16 protein-coding genes are annotated in these 15249 nt (G+C 66.7%); 2 read left to right on the forward strand and 14 right to left on the reverse strand.

Annotated elements, in window-relative coordinates:
• Positions 1 to 25: 25 nt before the first annotated feature.
• The 6 genes from N7590_RS19840 to N7590_RS19865 form a co-directional block, all read right to left on the reverse strand.
• Positions 26 to 721 carry an OmpA family lipoprotein gene (locus N7590_RS19840; RefSeq protein WP_008267948.1) on the reverse strand — a complete coding sequence of 232 codons (696 nt, stop codon included), beginning with the start codon at positions 719 to 721 and terminating at the stop codon, positions 26 to 28.
• 139 nt (positions 722 to 860) lie between these two features.
• Positions 861 to 2276: a deoxyribodipyrimidine photo-lyase gene (locus N7590_RS19845; RefSeq protein ID WP_279935818.1), complete on the reverse strand. Its 1416-nt coding sequence runs from the start codon at positions 2274 to 2276 to the stop codon at positions 861 to 863.
• Between the two features lie 88 nt (positions 2277 to 2364).
• Entirely contained in the window at positions 2365 to 2979 is a 615-nt protein-coding gene (locus N7590_RS19850; protein ID WP_164241843.1) for an inorganic diphosphatase, read from the reverse strand.
• 10 nt (positions 2980 to 2989) lie between these two features.
• Positions 2990 to 4357: a metallophosphoesterase family protein gene (locus N7590_RS19855; RefSeq protein WP_164241842.1), complete on the reverse strand. Its 1368-nt coding sequence runs from the start codon at positions 4355 to 4357 to the stop codon at positions 2990 to 2992.
• Positions 4354 to 5469 carry a phytase gene (locus N7590_RS19860; RefSeq protein WP_164241841.1) on the reverse strand — a complete coding sequence of 372 codons (1116 nt, stop codon included), beginning with the start codon at positions 5467 to 5469 and terminating at the stop codon, positions 4354 to 4356. Before N7590_RS19860 ends, N7590_RS19855 begins: the two co-directional genes overlap by 4 nt.
• Positions 5469 to 8030 (reverse strand): TonB-dependent receptor, encoded by a 2562-nt coding sequence (locus N7590_RS19865; RefSeq protein ID WP_164241840.1) that lies wholly within the window; start codon positions 8028 to 8030, stop codon positions 5469 to 5471. The genes N7590_RS19860 and N7590_RS19865 overlap by 1 nt, the downstream gene beginning before the upstream one ends.
• 156 nt (positions 8031 to 8186) lie before the next feature.
• On the opposite strand from N7590_RS19865, the gene upp reads away from it, so the two are divergent.
• Positions 8187 to 8819, forward strand: coding sequence for a uracil phosphoribosyltransferase (gene upp, locus N7590_RS19870; protein WP_049457648.1), 633 nt, complete (start codon positions 8187 to 8189; stop codon positions 8817 to 8819).
• Between the two features lie 60 nt (positions 8820 to 8879).
• Here upp and N7590_RS19875 read toward each other — a convergent pair whose 3' ends face one another.
• Complete coding sequence (locus N7590_RS19875) at positions 8880 to 9359, reverse strand: SRPBCC family protein (RefSeq protein WP_164241839.1); 480 nt, start codon at positions 9357 to 9359, stop codon at positions 8880 to 8882.
• Positions 9340 to 9765 carry a metalloregulator ArsR/SmtB family transcription factor gene (locus N7590_RS19880; RefSeq protein ID WP_230078992.1) on the reverse strand — a complete coding sequence of 142 codons (426 nt, stop codon included), beginning with the start codon at positions 9763 to 9765 and terminating at the stop codon, positions 9340 to 9342. Before N7590_RS19880 ends, N7590_RS19875 begins: the two co-directional genes overlap by 20 nt.
• Before the next feature lie 59 nt (positions 9766 to 9824).
• On the opposite strand from N7590_RS19880, the gene N7590_RS19885 reads away from it, so the two are divergent.
• On the forward strand, positions 9825 to 10118 hold the full coding sequence (locus N7590_RS19885; protein WP_053511883.1) for a PsiF family protein: 294 nt from the start codon (positions 9825 to 9827) through the stop codon (positions 10116 to 10118).
• Between the two features lie 84 nt (positions 10119 to 10202).
• Here N7590_RS19885 and N7590_RS19890 read toward each other — a convergent pair whose 3' ends face one another.
• The 6 genes from N7590_RS19890 to rsmD form a co-directional block, all read right to left on the reverse strand.
• Entirely contained in the window at positions 10203 to 11090 is an 888-nt protein-coding gene (locus tag N7590_RS19890; RefSeq protein WP_053449400.1) for an MBL fold metallo-hydrolase, read from the reverse strand.
• 120 nt (positions 11091 to 11210) lie between these two features.
• Complete coding sequence (gene ggt / locus N7590_RS19895) at positions 11211 to 12941, reverse strand: gamma-glutamyltransferase (protein WP_164087536.1); 1731 nt, start codon at positions 12939 to 12941, stop codon at positions 11211 to 11213.
• Positions 12938 to 13219 carry a YfhL family 4Fe-4S dicluster ferredoxin gene (locus N7590_RS19900; RefSeq protein WP_004153175.1) on the reverse strand — a complete coding sequence of 94 codons (282 nt, stop codon included), beginning with the start codon at positions 13217 to 13219 and terminating at the stop codon, positions 12938 to 12940. The genes ggt and N7590_RS19900 overlap by 4 nt, the downstream gene beginning before the upstream one ends.
• Positions 13220 to 13350: 131 nt before the next feature.
• On the reverse strand, positions 13351 to 13842 hold the full coding sequence (locus N7590_RS19905) for a hypothetical protein (protein ID WP_008267340.1): 492 nt from the start codon (positions 13840 to 13842) through the stop codon (positions 13351 to 13353).
• A gap of 60 nt (positions 13843 to 13902) precedes the next feature.
• Positions 13903 to 14412: a pantetheine-phosphate adenylyltransferase gene (gene coaD / locus N7590_RS19910; protein ID WP_006433094.1), complete on the reverse strand. Its 510-nt coding sequence runs from the start codon at positions 14410 to 14412 to the stop codon at positions 13903 to 13905.
• Between the two features lie 26 nt (positions 14413 to 14438).
• The gene (gene rsmD / locus N7590_RS19915; protein ID WP_053511878.1) at positions 14439 to 15017 is read right to left on the reverse strand and encodes a 16S rRNA (guanine(966)-N(2))-methyltransferase RsmD; all 579 of its coding nucleotides are present in this window, start codon (positions 15015 to 15017) and stop codon (positions 14439 to 14441) included.
• Between the last annotated feature and the right edge of the window lie 232 nt (positions 15018 to 15249).

Raw genomic sequence — 15249 nt, forward strand, 5'->3', positions numbered from 1 at the left:
TACGCCGGAACCGTAACGCTACGCGTTACTGCTTGAGCGGAATCACGCGGATCTCGACGCGGCGGTTCTTGGCGCGACCGGCATCGGTGCTGTTGTCGGCAATCGGGTACGACTTGCCGGCGCCCAGCGTTTCAATGCGCACGCTCTGCACACCCTGGCCGATCAGGTACTGCGCAACCGAGTCGGCACGCTCCTTCGACAGGCGGTTGTTGACGGCGTCACTGCCGATGCTGTCGGTGTGGCCGACCACTTCGATCATGGTCTGGTTGTAGTCACGCAGAGTGCCTGCCACGCCATTGAGCGAACCATAGAACTGCGGCTTCAGGGTCGCCTTGCCGAAGTCGAAGGTGATGCCGTCCGGCAGGTTCAGCATGATGTTGTCGCCCTGGCGCTGCACATCGATGCCGGTGTTGGCGGTGCGCTCGCGCAGTGCACGTTCCTGGCGATCCTGGTACTGGCCGACAGCGGCACCACTGAGTGCGCCGATACCGGCGCCGATCAGCGCGTGCTGGCGGCGCTCGGTGGCGCTGTCGCCGGTCAACAGGCCGGCGGCCACGCCGATGGCGGTACCGATCAGCGCGTTGCGGCCGGTGCGGTTCTGCTGCTCGGTCGGGTTGCCGTACTGGTCACTCTGCACATAGGAGCCGCCGGTGGCGCAGGCCGACAGGACGGCCGCACTCATCAGGGCCAGTGCGACGTTGCGGGTGGTGTTGCGGATCATGGGGTTCTCCTTGGTTTCCGGTCGGCCGGCGGCTTGCGGGCGCAAAGAGAATAAACAGCCCGATGCGATGCCGGAATGATGATGCAGCACGCCGACAGGGCCGCGTTCAGCTATCTGACCAGATCACTCAGCCCGCCCTTTACCCCGCTCCCGACTGGCGGTAAGCAGCCAGAGCGGCATCGCGACCCGCCGCCAGGTCCACCAGAGGCGTGCGCGGATAGCCAGGGGCATGCGCCTCCAGCAGCAGCGGATGCTGCCACGGCGCGAAGCGTGCCTTCAGCGGCAGCGCAGCCAGTTCCGGCACCCAGCGCGTGATGTAGCGCGCCTGCGGATCGAATTTCTCGGCCTGGGTCACCGGATTGAACACACGGAAGTACGGCGCGGCGTCGGCGCCGGTCCCGGCCACCCACTGCCAGCCCATCGTGTTGTTGGCCAGGTCGGCGTCGACCAGGGTGTCCCAGAACCAGCGCGCGCCATGCAACCAGTGCGCACGCAGGTGCTTGCACAGGTAACTGGCCACGATCATCCGCACCCGGTTGTGCATGTAGCCGGTGTGCCACAGCTCGCGCAGGCCGGCGTCGACGATCGGCACGCCGGTGTTGCCACGCTGCCAGTCATGCAGCTGCGCAGCGCTGGGCGTGGCCCACGGGAAGCGATCGAAACGCGGGTTGAGGTTGTCGGTGGGGGTCTTCGGAAAGTGGTGCAGCAGGTGATAGGCGAAATCCCGCCAGCCCAGCTGTCGCAGGTAGCCGTCGATATCGGCGTCGGTGCCGGCGCTGCGCAGGCCCTCCAGCGCATGGGCGATACGCCACGGCGCGATCTCGCCGAAGTGCAGGTGCGGCGATATCCGCGACGTTCCCACGCGATCCGGCAGGTCGCGCTGTTCGCGATAGCCGCGCAACGCACCGTCCTCGAACACGGACAACGCCTCCACCGCGCCGGCCTCGCCCGGCTGCCAGTGCTCCCAGAAACCGGCATCCCAGTCCAGCGCAGGCGAAAGCCGCAGCTCATCCAGCGCAAGGCTGTCGACCGCGTGCGCTGTCAGTGCCTTCGGTGCGGCCGTCAGCGCCGGCAGGCGCCAATGGCTGAGTACGTTGCGCCAGTACGGAGTGAATACCTTGTACGGTTGGCCTTGCTGGGTCGCGATGTCCCAGGGTTCGAACAGCAGGCTGCCATTGCAGCTCTGCACATCGATGCCCTGCTCGCGCAGCGTGCGCTTGATCTCCGCGTCGCGCGGTTGGGTAGCCGGTTCGTACTTGCGGTTCCAGTACACCGCCTCGGCGCCGATCTGTTCGACCAGCGCCTGCAGCGTCGCCAGGCTGTCGCCGCGGCGCAGCACCAGCGACGAGCCGCGCGAACGCAGGTCGGCATCCAGCGCCGCCAGCGAACGGTGGCGCCACGCGTCGGAGGCCGCGCCCGGCACCCACTCACCTTCCTCGTGCGGCGCGTGGATGTAGACCGGCACCACCTCGTGGCCCGCCTCCAACGCGGCCTGCAGGGCCGGATTGTCCTGCAGCCGCAGGTCACGACGGAACCATAGCAACGCTACCGACACATGCACCGCCTTCGATATGGAAGGCGCACATGATAGCCAGCGACGGTGAAGGTGATGCGTGGGCGGGGCATCCACGCATCGCGTGGATCTACCGGTTGAAGCGCTGCATCGCCTCGCTGATCAATGCCCGTGCTTCGGCAGCGTTGCCCCAGCCATTGAGCTGCACCGGGTTGCGGCCGGCCGGCAGGTCCTTGTAGACCCGGAAGAAGGCCTCGATGCGCTGCCGTTCGATCTCCGGCAGATCGGCCAGGTCGCGGATGTTGGCGTAGGTCGGGTCGACCTTGTCGGTGGGCACGCCGATGATCTTCTCGTCGTGCTCGCCGCCATCGATCATCTTCAGGTAGCCGATCGGCCGGAAACGCACGATCACACCCGGATGCAGCGGCTCGCGGGTCAGCACCAGCGCATCGAGCGGATCGTTGTCACCGGCCAGGGTACGCGGCATCGAACCGTAGTTGGCAGGATAGGCGACCGGCATCGACTGGAAGCGGTCCACGTGCACCAGGCCGTCTTCCTTGATCTCGTACTTGGTGAAGCTGCCGGCCGGAATCTCCACTGCCAGGTTCACTTCGTGCGGCGCCTGCTTCGGCTGGGCCACAAGGAACGGGTGCAGCACGGCATCGGCGGCGGTCACCGCACTGGCCAGCAACAGCAGGGCAGTACCGATGGCAGCAAGGGGAAGGATGCGAGAGGGAGTGGTCATCGGCGTGCGCTCATTCCCAGCACCGGTCGGCGCGACCCTTGGCGGTCTGCGAACGGGGGCAGTCGCGCGGTGTAATGCGGCCGTCGGTCAGTTCCGTTCGCGTCTTGCTGCCCTTGGCGTCACGCTGCAGTTCGAAGGCATCGTAGAGACGGCCGGTCACCGTGCGCGCTTCATAGCGCAGGCGCTGCGGGTCGACGTTCAGGACCTGGAACAACTGGGTGTCCTCGGCCACCGGATCCATCGTCCTGCGTGCTTCGTCGGAAAGGCGGTACTGCTTCGGCCCAGCCACAGTCACCACGTACTGCGGCGTCGCAGCGTGTCCTTCACCCCGGCGGCCGTAGGTGTGATCGTGCCCCTGCAGCACCAGATCGACGTTGTGGCGGCGTACCACCGGCAGCAGCACGTCACGCAACGCGGCGTTCTCGCGGCCTTCGCGCGGCGAGTAGAACGGCTGGTGCAGCAGCACGAGGGTCCACGGCTGCGGATTGCCGGTCAGCACCTTGTCCAGCCACTGCGCCTGCGCCTTGGCCGTACCCAGGTCGAGTGCCGAGGTGCCATCGACCACGGCCACGCGCACGCCCTGCGCATCGAACCAGTAGCTGGTCTGCTGCGCTGCACTGGCGCCGTTGCCCGGCAACGCGAAGGTCACCGGCCAGTGCTTGCCCAGCACGCGGCGCTCCTGCGGGGTGTCCTCGAACTCCTCGAAGTACTCGTGGTTGCCGATTGCCGGCGCCACCAGCGTTTCCTGCGCCAGCCAGCCGGTAGCCGCAAACCATTCGCCCCACTCGCTGTCGTCCATGTTGTCGCCGCCGCTGACCAGATCGCCGGCAAACAGGCTCATGCGCGCCTGCGGTGCCGCCTTCTGCGCAGCACGCACGACCCGGCTGACATGGCTCACGTTCTTGTTCTGGGTGTCACCGAAGTACAGCAGGGTCAGCGGCTGGTCGGCGGCCGCCAGCGTGCGCAGCTGGTTCCACGCGCTCCAGCTGCCATTGCCCTGCACGCGGTAGACGTACTGGGTATCCGGCTGCAGGCCGCCGATGTCGGCACGATGGTGATGCGACAGCCCGTTTTCGGTCTGCAGTGCGCGCGTCGTCGCACGCACCTGACGGATGCCCTCGATGGCCGGCGAATCTGCAGCCAGCGCGATCTCCAGCAGTGGCGCCTGCACGCTGCCATCGGTACGCCAGGCCACGGCGAAAGCGTGGCTGGGATCAGCCGACGGCGAGGCGACGATGCGGTCCGGCACCGTCGTCGCTGCGTAGTGGCGGCTGCCCGCCGGCACCTGGGTATTCGGCTCGGCCGCCGCGAACGACAGCGACGGCAACGCCAGCATCAGGCCCAGCGCCAGGCCATGCATCATGTGACGCCCGCTCATGCGCCACACTCCAGCGGCAGCGCGAGCTGCTTGGCGATGCTCTCCCAGTCGAACGCCACCACGCCCTGGTCGTCATGCACCGCATACAGCGCACCGTGCGGGAACCGCGCACTGGGCTGCTGCATCATCCAGATGCCATCGGTGTTGGCCACGGTGTTGCCCTGGAACGCGCCCACCGGCTTCAGCGTGTGACGATCGAACAGGTGGAACACGCTGCGCTGCTTGCCCTGCTCGGTGGTGATCCACCAGCCGTCCTTGCCACAGGTGCGCAGGGTCACGCCTTCGGCCTGTGCCTTGAACACGTCGCGGCCGAAGGTGGTGCCGGTGAAGCGGCCGGCCAGGGTGTAGACCTTGAACTCGCTGGCGTAGCTTTCGTCCTCTTCGGCAATCAGCAGGCGATCGTTTTCGGGGTCGCCCCAGATCGATTCGACAACGCGCAGCGCACCGGCCTCGGTGGTATCACCGATGCTGGCCACCAGCGTCGCCTCGACCTTGGCACCGTCGCGGGTCACGTGGTACTGGCGCACGCGCTTGTCCAGTTCAGCCAGCGGCGGCAGGATGTCACGCCCCTGCGCATCCTCGCCGTTGTCCCAGGAGTCGGTGACGTAGACGCTGTAGCCATCGGCCCGGCGGTCGACCCACAGGCCGTACGGCTTGCGCAGGTCGTCCGCAGCGAACGTCGCCAGCGGGGTGAAGTCCGGCAGGCCCAGCACCTGCACGCGGTGATTGTCGCGCTCCACGATCCACAGCAGGTCGTCGGTCACCGCGATGCCGTTTGGGCGGTCGAACTGCCCCAGCGCGGTACCGCTGCTGCCAACGTCACGCAGATGCTGGCCGGTGCTGCCGTCGTAGACCACCAGCTTGTCGGTGGCCTTGGCGGTGGCGATCAGCCACAGCGTGCCGTCAGGGGCACGCCAGGCCGCCGGCGAATCGATGTTGTCGGCCGGCGTCATCGGCGACAGGAACGCCTCGGCGATGGTGGCCACCGCACGCTCGCCGGTGGCCTTCGCTGCCGTCGCGGGCGCCGCCGGATCATTGCCCGTGGCCGGCGTACAGCCAGCCGCCAGGCTGGCCACCAGTGCGGCAGCTAGGACGGTGATGCCACGCCCCATCACAGTGCCACCTTCAGGCCCAGCGCGTAGGTGCGGCCATACTCTTCCATCTGCAGGGTGCGCGAGCGCGTGCCCTGGTACAGCTCAAGCGGCTTGTCCAGCAGGTTCTGCGCTTCGAAATACATGCTCACGCGCGGGGTGAACTTGTAGTCCAGCGAGAAGTCGAGCTGGGTATTGGGCGCCACATAGATGTCGAAGGCACGGCCCTTGCCGATGCTGTCCAGGTACTCGCTGCGGTACACCGCCGCCAGTCGCGTGCTCAGGCCATACTTTTCATAGCCGACGTGCGCGCTGTAGACGTGCTTGGAGGCGCGCGGCAGGGTGAAGTCTTCGCCCGCACGATCCTTGATGCCAGCATCGAACGTAGTGTCGAGCCAGGTGCCGCTGGCACCGACCAGCAGCCCGTCCAGGCCGGCCGGCAGGAACGCCAGCTGCTGCTGCCAGTTGAATTCCGCACCGCGCACCGTGGCCTTGCGGCCGTTGATCGGCTGGGTCACGTCGAAGCCGCCATAGTCCGGGTCATTGGTGCGCACGGTTTCCACGATGTAACCGTCGATCGACTTGTGGAACAGGCCCAGCGACACGATGCCGGAGCTGCCGATGTACTTCTCCACCGACAGATCGATGTTCTTCGATTCGTAAGGATCCAGCTCCGGATTGCCCAACCGCACTTCCTCGTCACCGCGGCTGTAGCCCACGCGCGGCGAAATGTCACCGAACGACGGGCGCGATACGGTCTTGTTGGTCGAGGCGCGCAGCACCCAGTCGTCTGCGGCGTCGTAGCGCAGGTGCAGGCCCGGCAGCACGTTGGTGTAGCTGCTGTTGGCCACGCGCGGGGTGACGGTGAAGCTGCGGCCGTTGGCCGCCACGTCCACCTGGTTGCCGGTGGCCTTGAACTGGGTGTTTTCCACGCGCACGCCGCCAATGATGCGCAGTGCGCCGATGTCCCAGGTACCCATCGCGTAGCTGGCGAAGATGTCCTCGCTGGCCACGTAGTCTTCTTCCAGCGAGGTCATTGCGTTGCCGCCAAGGTCCTGCGGCCGCGCACTGTACTGGCTGCCATTGGCCGCCCAGAACGCCCGCATCGCGGCCGAATCCATACCGTCACCCATGTTGCCGTGGCGATGCTCCGGCGAGGAGGTGGTCCAGCTCGACAGCGCCACCTTCGGGCCGACGCGCAGCTCGCTCTCATCAACGTTGACATCGCGGTCGCGCCAGCGGCCCAGCAGGCCGATCTTGATGCTGCCGCTGTCGCCGTCGAAGCGCACGTTGACCTGCGCGCTGTGTTCCTTGTCATTGACCTGCTTGGGCGAGAGCACGAAGCGGTCGAACGCGTAGTTGCCGTTGTCCAGCCACTGCGGGTTGTCGAAACTGTAGCTGGGCAGTCGGCTGCGCTGGTCCAGGGTGCCGTTGAAGGCCTTGCCGTTGAGCTTGAAGCGGGCCTCCATCTCGTCGTTCACGCGCTCTTCGGTGCGGGTGTAGCCCACCTTGTAATCGACCACGGCATTGGTCAGCTTGTTCTCGCCGCCCAGGCTTGCCGCAAAGGTGTTTTCCTTCTTGGTGCGGTAGCGCATGCGCTTGTCGATCGAATCCTTCGGCATGCCATCCAGGTGGTACTGGTCGGTGCCGGTCTTGACCATCTTCGCGTCGTCGAAGTTGAAGATCACCCGCTGGCGGGTTTCGGCATCGTCGAACTGGCTGTACAGCGTGCGCAGGTAGTACTTGCTGTCTTCGTTGGGACGCCAGTCGAGGTTGAGGTTGGCACCGATGCGCTTGCGCTCGATCTCGTACTTGCGGTGCTGCAGGTTGATCGCGGTGACGTCGCCAGGTGCGGCATCGTCCTCGCCGTCGTACTCCACTTCGGTGTTGTCCGACTCGAACTTGCGCTTCTGGTAGTTCACGCCCAGTGCCACGCCGAAGGTGTCGTTGAACACTTCGCTGTAGTTGAAAGCGGCCTTGGGGCTGGTCTCGCCGGACAGCTGCTGGTGGCTGCCCTCGATCTTGGCGCGCAGGCTGCGACCGTCGCGGTCGAAGGCCGAGGCCGACTCCACCAGCACCGCGCCACCAATGGCATCGCCCGGCATGTCCGGGGTTGGCGACTTGACCACGCGCAGGCGCTCGGTGGAATCGGACGGGATGACGTCCAGCGGCGCGGCGCGGCTGGAATCCTCCGGCGTGCCAATGGCGATGCCATCGACACTGACGCTGTTGAGGTTGGCGTCCAGGCCGCGGATGACCACGAAACGGCCTTCGCCTTGGTCACGGGTGACGCTGACGCCCGGCAGGCGCTGCAGCGACTCGGCCACGTTCTTGTCCGGGTACTGGCCCAGCGCATCAGAGGACACGGCGTCCTCGATGGCATCGCTGCTGCGCTTGAGGTCGACCGCGCGGATCTGCGATTCGAGCTGCGCACGCACTTCGATGCGGTCGAGGTCGACCGCGTCGGCGGCCACCGCGCCGGTGGCGGCGACCGCCTGCTGCCCGGCGGCCTGCAGCGGTGCTGCGGCCCCCATCGCCAGGGTCAGGGTGATGGCAACGGCCAACGGAGTCTTGATATGCACTGGGAATCCCCATTCCTGTTAAGAATGGGTCTGCACGGTATGTCCGCAAGGTTGCATGGCCATGACATGGATCTGCACATTTGACGAAGCGCGGGTTTGGGTTCGGCCCACCGATCCGGCAAAATGGCGTCCTCTCTCCTTTTCCCCTTCCCGACCATGAAGATCGTCGAAGTGCGCCACCCGCTGGTGCAGCACAAGATCGGCCTGATGCGCAACGCCGCGCTCAGCACCAAGGATTTCCGTGAACTGGCCAATGAGCTGGGCACGCTGCTGGCCTACGAGGCCACCGCCGACCTGGACACCGAGCCGCACACCCTGCCCGGCTGGGCCGGCCCGGTCACCGTGCAGCGCATTGCCGGCGCCAAGATCACCGTGGTGCCGATCCTGCGCGCCGGCCTGGGCATGCTCAGCGGCGTGCTGTCGCTGATCCCGGCCGCCCGCGTCAGCGTGGTCGGCCTGCAGCGTGATGAGGAAACCCTGCAGCCGGTGCCCTACTTCGAGCGCCTGACCGGTCGCCTGGAAGAGCGCGATGCGCTGATCCTGGATCCGATGCTGGCCACCGGCGGCACCCTGATCGCCACCATCGACATGCTCAAGCGCGCCGGCGCCCGCCGCATCAAGGGCATCTTCCTGGTCGCCGCGCCGGAAGGCATCGACGCGGTCAAGGCCGTGCATCCGGACGTGGAGATCTACACCGCGGCCATCGATGCCCAGCTCAACGACAAGGGCTACATCCTGCCGGGCCTGGGCGATGCCGGCGACCGCATCTTCGGTACCCGCGTCGGTTGATCCGGCGAGCCGGGGTCAGAACCCTTTCGCTGCGAAGGGGATCTGACCCCAGGCACGGCATTACAACCCGGCCGCGAAGGCCTCCAGCTGGCCGATGGCGGTGTTCCAGCCGTCGAAGAAGCCCAGCTGCTCATGCTGGTCGCGCAGCGCCTTGTCCGGATGCATCACCCGCGCGGTGTAACGGCAGCCCTGGCCCTCGTCCTCCATCGTGATGATGGCGGTGAAGCCCAGCCACGGCGACTGCGGGCGCCAGCCCGCGCCCAGCATCGAGGTGAACACCAGGCGCTGCTGCGGCACCACCTCCAGGAAGCTGCCCGGATTGTCACTGCTGCCGCCATCGGGGCCCTGCATGAAGGTGTGGAAGGCCCCGCCAGGGCTCAGGTCGAACGCACGCACCTCGGTGGTCCACGGCTTCGGGCACCACCACTGGCGCAGCAGTTCGGGGTCTGTCCAGGCCCGCCAGAGTGCCGCGCGCGGTGCGTTCAACAAGCGGCTGATGACCAGATCGGTGTCCGGATGGCTACTTGCGTCCTCGGCCATGAGCCTGCTCCTGTCGGTGAAGGGTTTCGACGAAATCGACCATGCGGTCGGCACGCGCATCCCACAGGACGCGCTGTTCGGCCAGCCACTGCTCGGCCTGGCCCAGCCGCGCCGGCACCAGTTCGCAGGTACGTATGCGCCCCTGCTTGTGGCTGCGCACGACGCCGCTGCGTTCCAGCACGGCCAGGTGCTTCATCAGCGAAGGCAACGCCATCTGGAACGGCTCGGCCAGCATCGACACCGTGCACGGCCCCTGCCCCAACGCGGCCACGATCGCGCAACGGGTGGGGTCGGCCAGGGCATGGAAGATCCGTTGAATGGCGGGATCATACTTACCCATATGGCTAAGTAATACGCCGATCTGAATGCCGACGCAAGCAGGCGCGACCGGGCGGCGATTCTTCACGTGGCCTTGCGGGCCGGAAGCGAATGCTCCGCGCACCCGCCACCGCCTGGAGCACCCTGATGAAAGCCTCTTTCCTGCTGGCCGCCGTTCTTCTGGTCGGCCTGCCGCTGGCCGCCAACGCCACCACCCCGCAGCAGCAGCGCATGGCCGACTGCTCGGCCAAGAACAAGGGGCTGAAGGGCGACGCCTACAAGACCGCGCAGAGCGCCTGCCTCAGCGGCCACGCCACCGAAACCAAGGCGGTCAACCCGCAGCAGGAGCGCATGCGCAAGTGCAATGCCGATGCGGGCGCCAAGAAGCTGGCCGGTGATGCACGCAAGACCTTCATGAGCAGCTGCCTGAAGGCGTCGTAATCGTCGCGCCCGGATAGAACGCCATCCACGCATGGCGTGGTTCTACTGCATCAGTGAAGGGCCGGGCATTGCCCGGCCATTTCATTACCCCAATGCGCGCGCCTTCAGTTCACCCTGCTCATGCAGGGTGACGAAACGACCCTTGTCATCGCGACCGAGCTGCGCCAACGCCACCTGCGGATCGTGGGTGAAGAACAGATGCACGTTGCGCGCCAGCTTGTCCTCGAGGAACTGCCGCTTCTCGTCGATCAGCAGCTCGGCGTTGCGGTCGTAGCCCATGGTGATCGGCACGTGTACCCATGAGCGGCCCGGAATCAGGTCGGCGCAGAACACCACGCCACCATGCGCACCCTCGCCGGCATGTGCATGGCCGACGATCTCGGCCAGCATCAGCCCTGGCGTGTGGCCATCGCTGTAGCTGAAACGCACGCTGCGCCCCAACGCCTTTGAGTACTCGCCGTCCACCACTTCCAGGCGGCCACTGGCCTGCAGCAGGCCCGGCAGCTCCGGAATGAAGCTGGCCCGATCCCGCGGATGCGGCTGCACGGCGCGCTGCCAGTGCTGTGCGCCCACCACGTAGGTCGCGTTGGGGAACAGCAGCTCGGGCTCCCGCCCTTCGCTCCATGCCGCCAGCAGGCCACCGGCATGATCGAAGTGCAGGTGGCTGAGCACCACCACATCGATGTCCTCGTGTTCGAAACCGGCTTCGCGCAGCGAATCGATCAGCACGTGCTGGCTTTCCTGCACGCCATAGCGCTCGCGCATACGCGGATCGAAGAACGCGCCGATACCGGTTTCGAACAACACCGTCTTGCCTTCCAGCGGGCTGGCAAGCAGCGCACGGCAGGCCAGCTCGATGCGGTTGAGCTCGTCCGGCGCTGCCCATTTTTCCCATAACGCGCGCGGCGCGTTGCCGAACATCGCACCGCCATCGAGGCGTTGCGAGTTTCCACGAATAGACCAGAGTTTCATGAGTCGATTATCGGCGCCGGCTCGTTAAATAATCGCTAGAAAGGAAACGGAAAACCCCGCCGTTGCGGGCGGGGTTTCGATGATCCAGCGGATTGCCGGCCAGCGGCCGGCACAACCGGATCAGCGCGCTGGCACGACCTGGGCGCTGCCCACCGGGTTGCGCGGGTCGCTGCCGCCGAACAGCGTGTTGGACTTGCGGTCCCATTCCACGGTCTGCAGGTTGCCCCACACATGGCTGGAACCGCGGCCACCGGCAGCGACGTTGCCTGGCAGGTCGATCCTGTGGCCCATCGCCTGCAGCTGCTTCACCGTGCCGGCATCGAACGCATCGTCTTCGGCTTCGATCAGGTCCGGCAGCCACTGGTGGTGGTAACGCGGCAGCGCAGCCACCTGCTGTGCGTCCAGACCGGCGTCGTAGCCGAGGATGCCCAGCAGCACCATGGTGATGATGCGGCTGCCACCCGGGGTGCCCAGCACCACCACCTTGTCGGCGTTCTCCATGAAGGTGGGCGTCATCGAGCTGAGCATGCGCTTGCCCGCCTTCGGCGCATTGGCTTCATAGCCCATCACGCCGAACGCGTTGGGCGTGCCCGGCTTCAGCGCGAAGTCGTCCATCTCGTTGTTCAGCAGCACGCCGGTGCCCTTCGGAATCAGCCCCGAGCCGTACAGCAGGTTGACGGTCTGGGTGGCACCGACGCGGTTGCCGTCGCGGTCGATGATCGAGAAGTGGGTGGTCTCGTCATCTTCCAGCGGCGTCGGATTGCCCGACAGCAGGTCGCTGGGCGTGGCTTTCTCCGGATGGATGGTGGCCCGCAGGCCCTGCGCGTAATCCTTGCTGGTCAGCACCTTCTGCGGGATCTGCACGAAGTCCGGATCACCCAGGAAGAAGGTGCGGTCGCGGTAGGCGCGGCGCATCGACTCCACCACCAGGTGGGTGCGGTGGGCCGGGTCCATCTTCTTGATGTCCCAGCCTTCGAGGATCTGCAGCATGCTGGCCAGCGCGATGCCACCGGACGACGGCGGCGGCGCCGTGGTGATCTTCCAGCCGTTGTAGTTGAAGACGATCGGTTCGCGCTGCTTCACCCGGTATCCGGCCAGTTCCTCGGCGGTCCACTTGCCTCCGGCCTGCTTCACGCCTTCCAGCAGCAGTCTGCCGGTCTGGCCCCTGTAGAAGCCGTCGAAGCCACCGGCGGCCAGGCGTTCCAGCGTCTGCGCCAGTTCCGGCTGCTTGAACAGATCGCCGGTGGCGATCGGCTTGCCGTTGCGCAGGTAGACCTCGCGGGTGCCGGGGAAGCGCTCCATCACTTCACGGCGCGAGGCATAGCCCTTGGCCATGCGCTCGTACACCGGGAAACCTTCGCGCGCGATGCGGATGGCCGGCTGCAGCGACGCCGACAGCGGCAGCTTGCCATGCTTGGCCGACAGTTCGACCAGCGCTGCAGGCAGGCCCGGAATGCCCGCCGACCAGGCGCCGTTGACCGAGCGGTCACGGTCGAGGTTGCCCTGCTTGTCGAGGAACGCCTGGGGCGTTGCCGCAGCCGGTGCAGTCTCGCGCGCGTCCAGCATCACATCCTTGCCGGTGGCCGCGTCGTGCAGCAGGAAGAAGCCACCGCCGCCCAGCCCGGAACTGATCGGTTCGACCACCGCCAGCGTGGACGATACGGCCACCGCCGCGTCGAAGGCATTGCCGCCCTGCGCCAGGATGTCGATGCCGGCCTGGGTGGCCAGCGCATGGCCACTGGCAATGGCGGCGCCGTCGGGGCGTTCGGCACGGACAGGGCTGTCGGCCCAGGCGATCGGGCTCAGCAGCAGGCCGAGCAGCAACAGCGGACGGACGATCAGCGTCTTCATTCGGATGGGGGCTCCGCATAGAGTTCGGGGTGATCGTGCTGCAGCTGGCGCAGCTTGGCCAGCAGCTGGTCTTCCGTTTCCACGATCTCCGGGTCCGGATCGATGCATTCGACCGGGCAGACGACCACGCACTGTGGCTCGTCGAAATGACCCACGCATTCGGTGCAGCGCGCAGGGTCGATCACGTAGATGGTTTCACCCATCGCAATGGCCTGGTTCGGGCAGGCCGGCTCGCATACGTCGCAGTTGACGCAGAGCTCGTTGATTTTCAGCGACATGGCGATACTCCTCGCCCGCGCCTTGGGACAAGGACCGGCCAGCGCGGGCGCGCGGGCCGGTCAGGTCATCAGCGGCGCCCTTGCAGGACGCCGCCCGGGCCATGCCGGAGCATGGCCGCCATGGCTCGGTCTTACTTGGCTTCGACGAAAATGTACTCGGCACCGGTCGGCTGGATCGCAGCCTGCACGCGGGCGTTGTCGGCCGACTGGCCGATGAAGACGACGCGCACGCCCTTCATCGAATCCGGCCCCACGTCCTTGAACACGGCCTGGATCATGTCAGCCATCTTGCCCGAGGCCGACGAACCGAAGGCCAGCATGTTGCCCGGCTGCACGCCACGGGCCACGGCCTGGGTCGCGCTCTCGGTCTGGCGCTCGTACTTGGCCTGGAAGTCCGGGTCCGATTCCGGCGAGAGGTAGTACAGGAACGGGCTGTTGGTGATGTTGCCCATGTTCTGGATCGCCACTTCCTGCAGGTACTTCTTCCAGCCTGCATCGTCGTCCTTGGCCGGCGCGACCAGCGCCTGCTTGGCTTCGTCGACCGGAGCGGCCTCTTCCTTCTTGCAGGCGGTGAAGGCCAGGGCCAACGAAGCGATCAGCATCGCGCGCATGGTGGTGTTCATGGGTTTCCTCCCGGAATGGTGCGTGGTGGTGTACGTAATGGGGTGCGGGTACAGCGGGACTTACGACTGTGCCGACTTCGCTTCGCGGACCTTGCGCAGGGCTTCGAGCACCGCGGCCGGCACGAAACCGGACACGTCACCGCCCAGGCGCGCGATCTCGCGGACCAGCGAGGACGAAATGAAGCTGTGCTGCTCGGCCGGGGTCAGGAATAGGGTCTCGACCTCGGGAATCAGATGGCGGTTCATGCTGGCCATCTGGAACTCGTATTCGAAGTCGGACACCGCGCGCAGGCCGCGCAGCAGCACCCCACCCTGGACCGAACGGACGAAATGGGCCAGCAGCGTATCGAAGCCGATGACCTCGACATTGCCGTGGTGGCCCAATGCGCCGCGGGCCAGCTGCACGCGCTGTTCCAGCGGCAGCGCCGGGCCCTTGGACGGGCTCTGCGCCACGCCGACCACGACCTTTTCGAACAACGGCGCGGCCCGGCTCACCAGGTCGATATGACCATTGGTGATCGGATCGAACGTGCCGGGATAGACGGCAATGCGGCGGTTGGCCACGGTCATGGGCGGATGCAGATGTTCAGATGAAGTCAAAGTGTAGCAGTGGCGCGGCGGTACAGGGCAAAGCGCACCTCACGGGTGCCGCCCTCGCGGTGCAGCAGCCATTCCGCCGGCAGTGACGGGACGTGGCCGGCCGGCGATTCCAGGTACAGCCAGGCATCGGCGGCCAGGTGCCGCGGCAGCTGGGCCAGCACGCCCTGCCACAGGCCATCGGCGAACGGCGGGTCGATGAACACCAGGTCGGCCTGCTGCGCCGGGGCGCTTTGCAGCCAGCGCAGGGCATCGGCCTGGACCACGGTGACCTGGTCTACCGCCTGCAGCTTGGCGACGGCGGCGGACAGGTTGCGCCCGAGCTGGGCATCGCGCTCGACCAGGGTGGCGTGGGCGGCGCCGCGCGAGACGGCCTCCAGGCCCAGCGCGCCGCTGCCGGCGAACAGGTCGAGCACCCGCGCCCCGCCCAGCCGGGGCATCAGCCAGTTGAACAGCGTTTCGCGAACGCGGTCGCTGCTCGGCCGCAGGCCCGGCAGGGTCGGTACCGGCAGGCGGGTATTGCGCCAGCGTCCACCGATGATGCGGACCTGGCCGTCATTGCCACCACGGCCGCTCACCGGCGCCCCCGGCGGGAGGTATTCGAGAATTTCAGCATGAAGGGGATTGTAGTCGTCCGGGCGGCGCCCGGAACCCGCAGAAGCCACAGCAACGGCCGAAGCAACTTCAAAAGCTGGTTTCCTGTGGGATGGCGGGGTGGGTCCGGTTGAGGGGGGCGCTGCAAGTACGTCCATGTAAGCTCGGTCGCCGCATCCATGCGGCTCACGCCCCCTCAACCGGACCCACCCCGCC

Source organism: Stenotrophomonas sp. GD04024 (genome assembly GCF_029837545.1).
Classification (GTDB): Bacteria; Pseudomonadota; Gammaproteobacteria; order Xanthomonadales; family Xanthomonadaceae; genus Stenotrophomonas; species Stenotrophomonas forensis.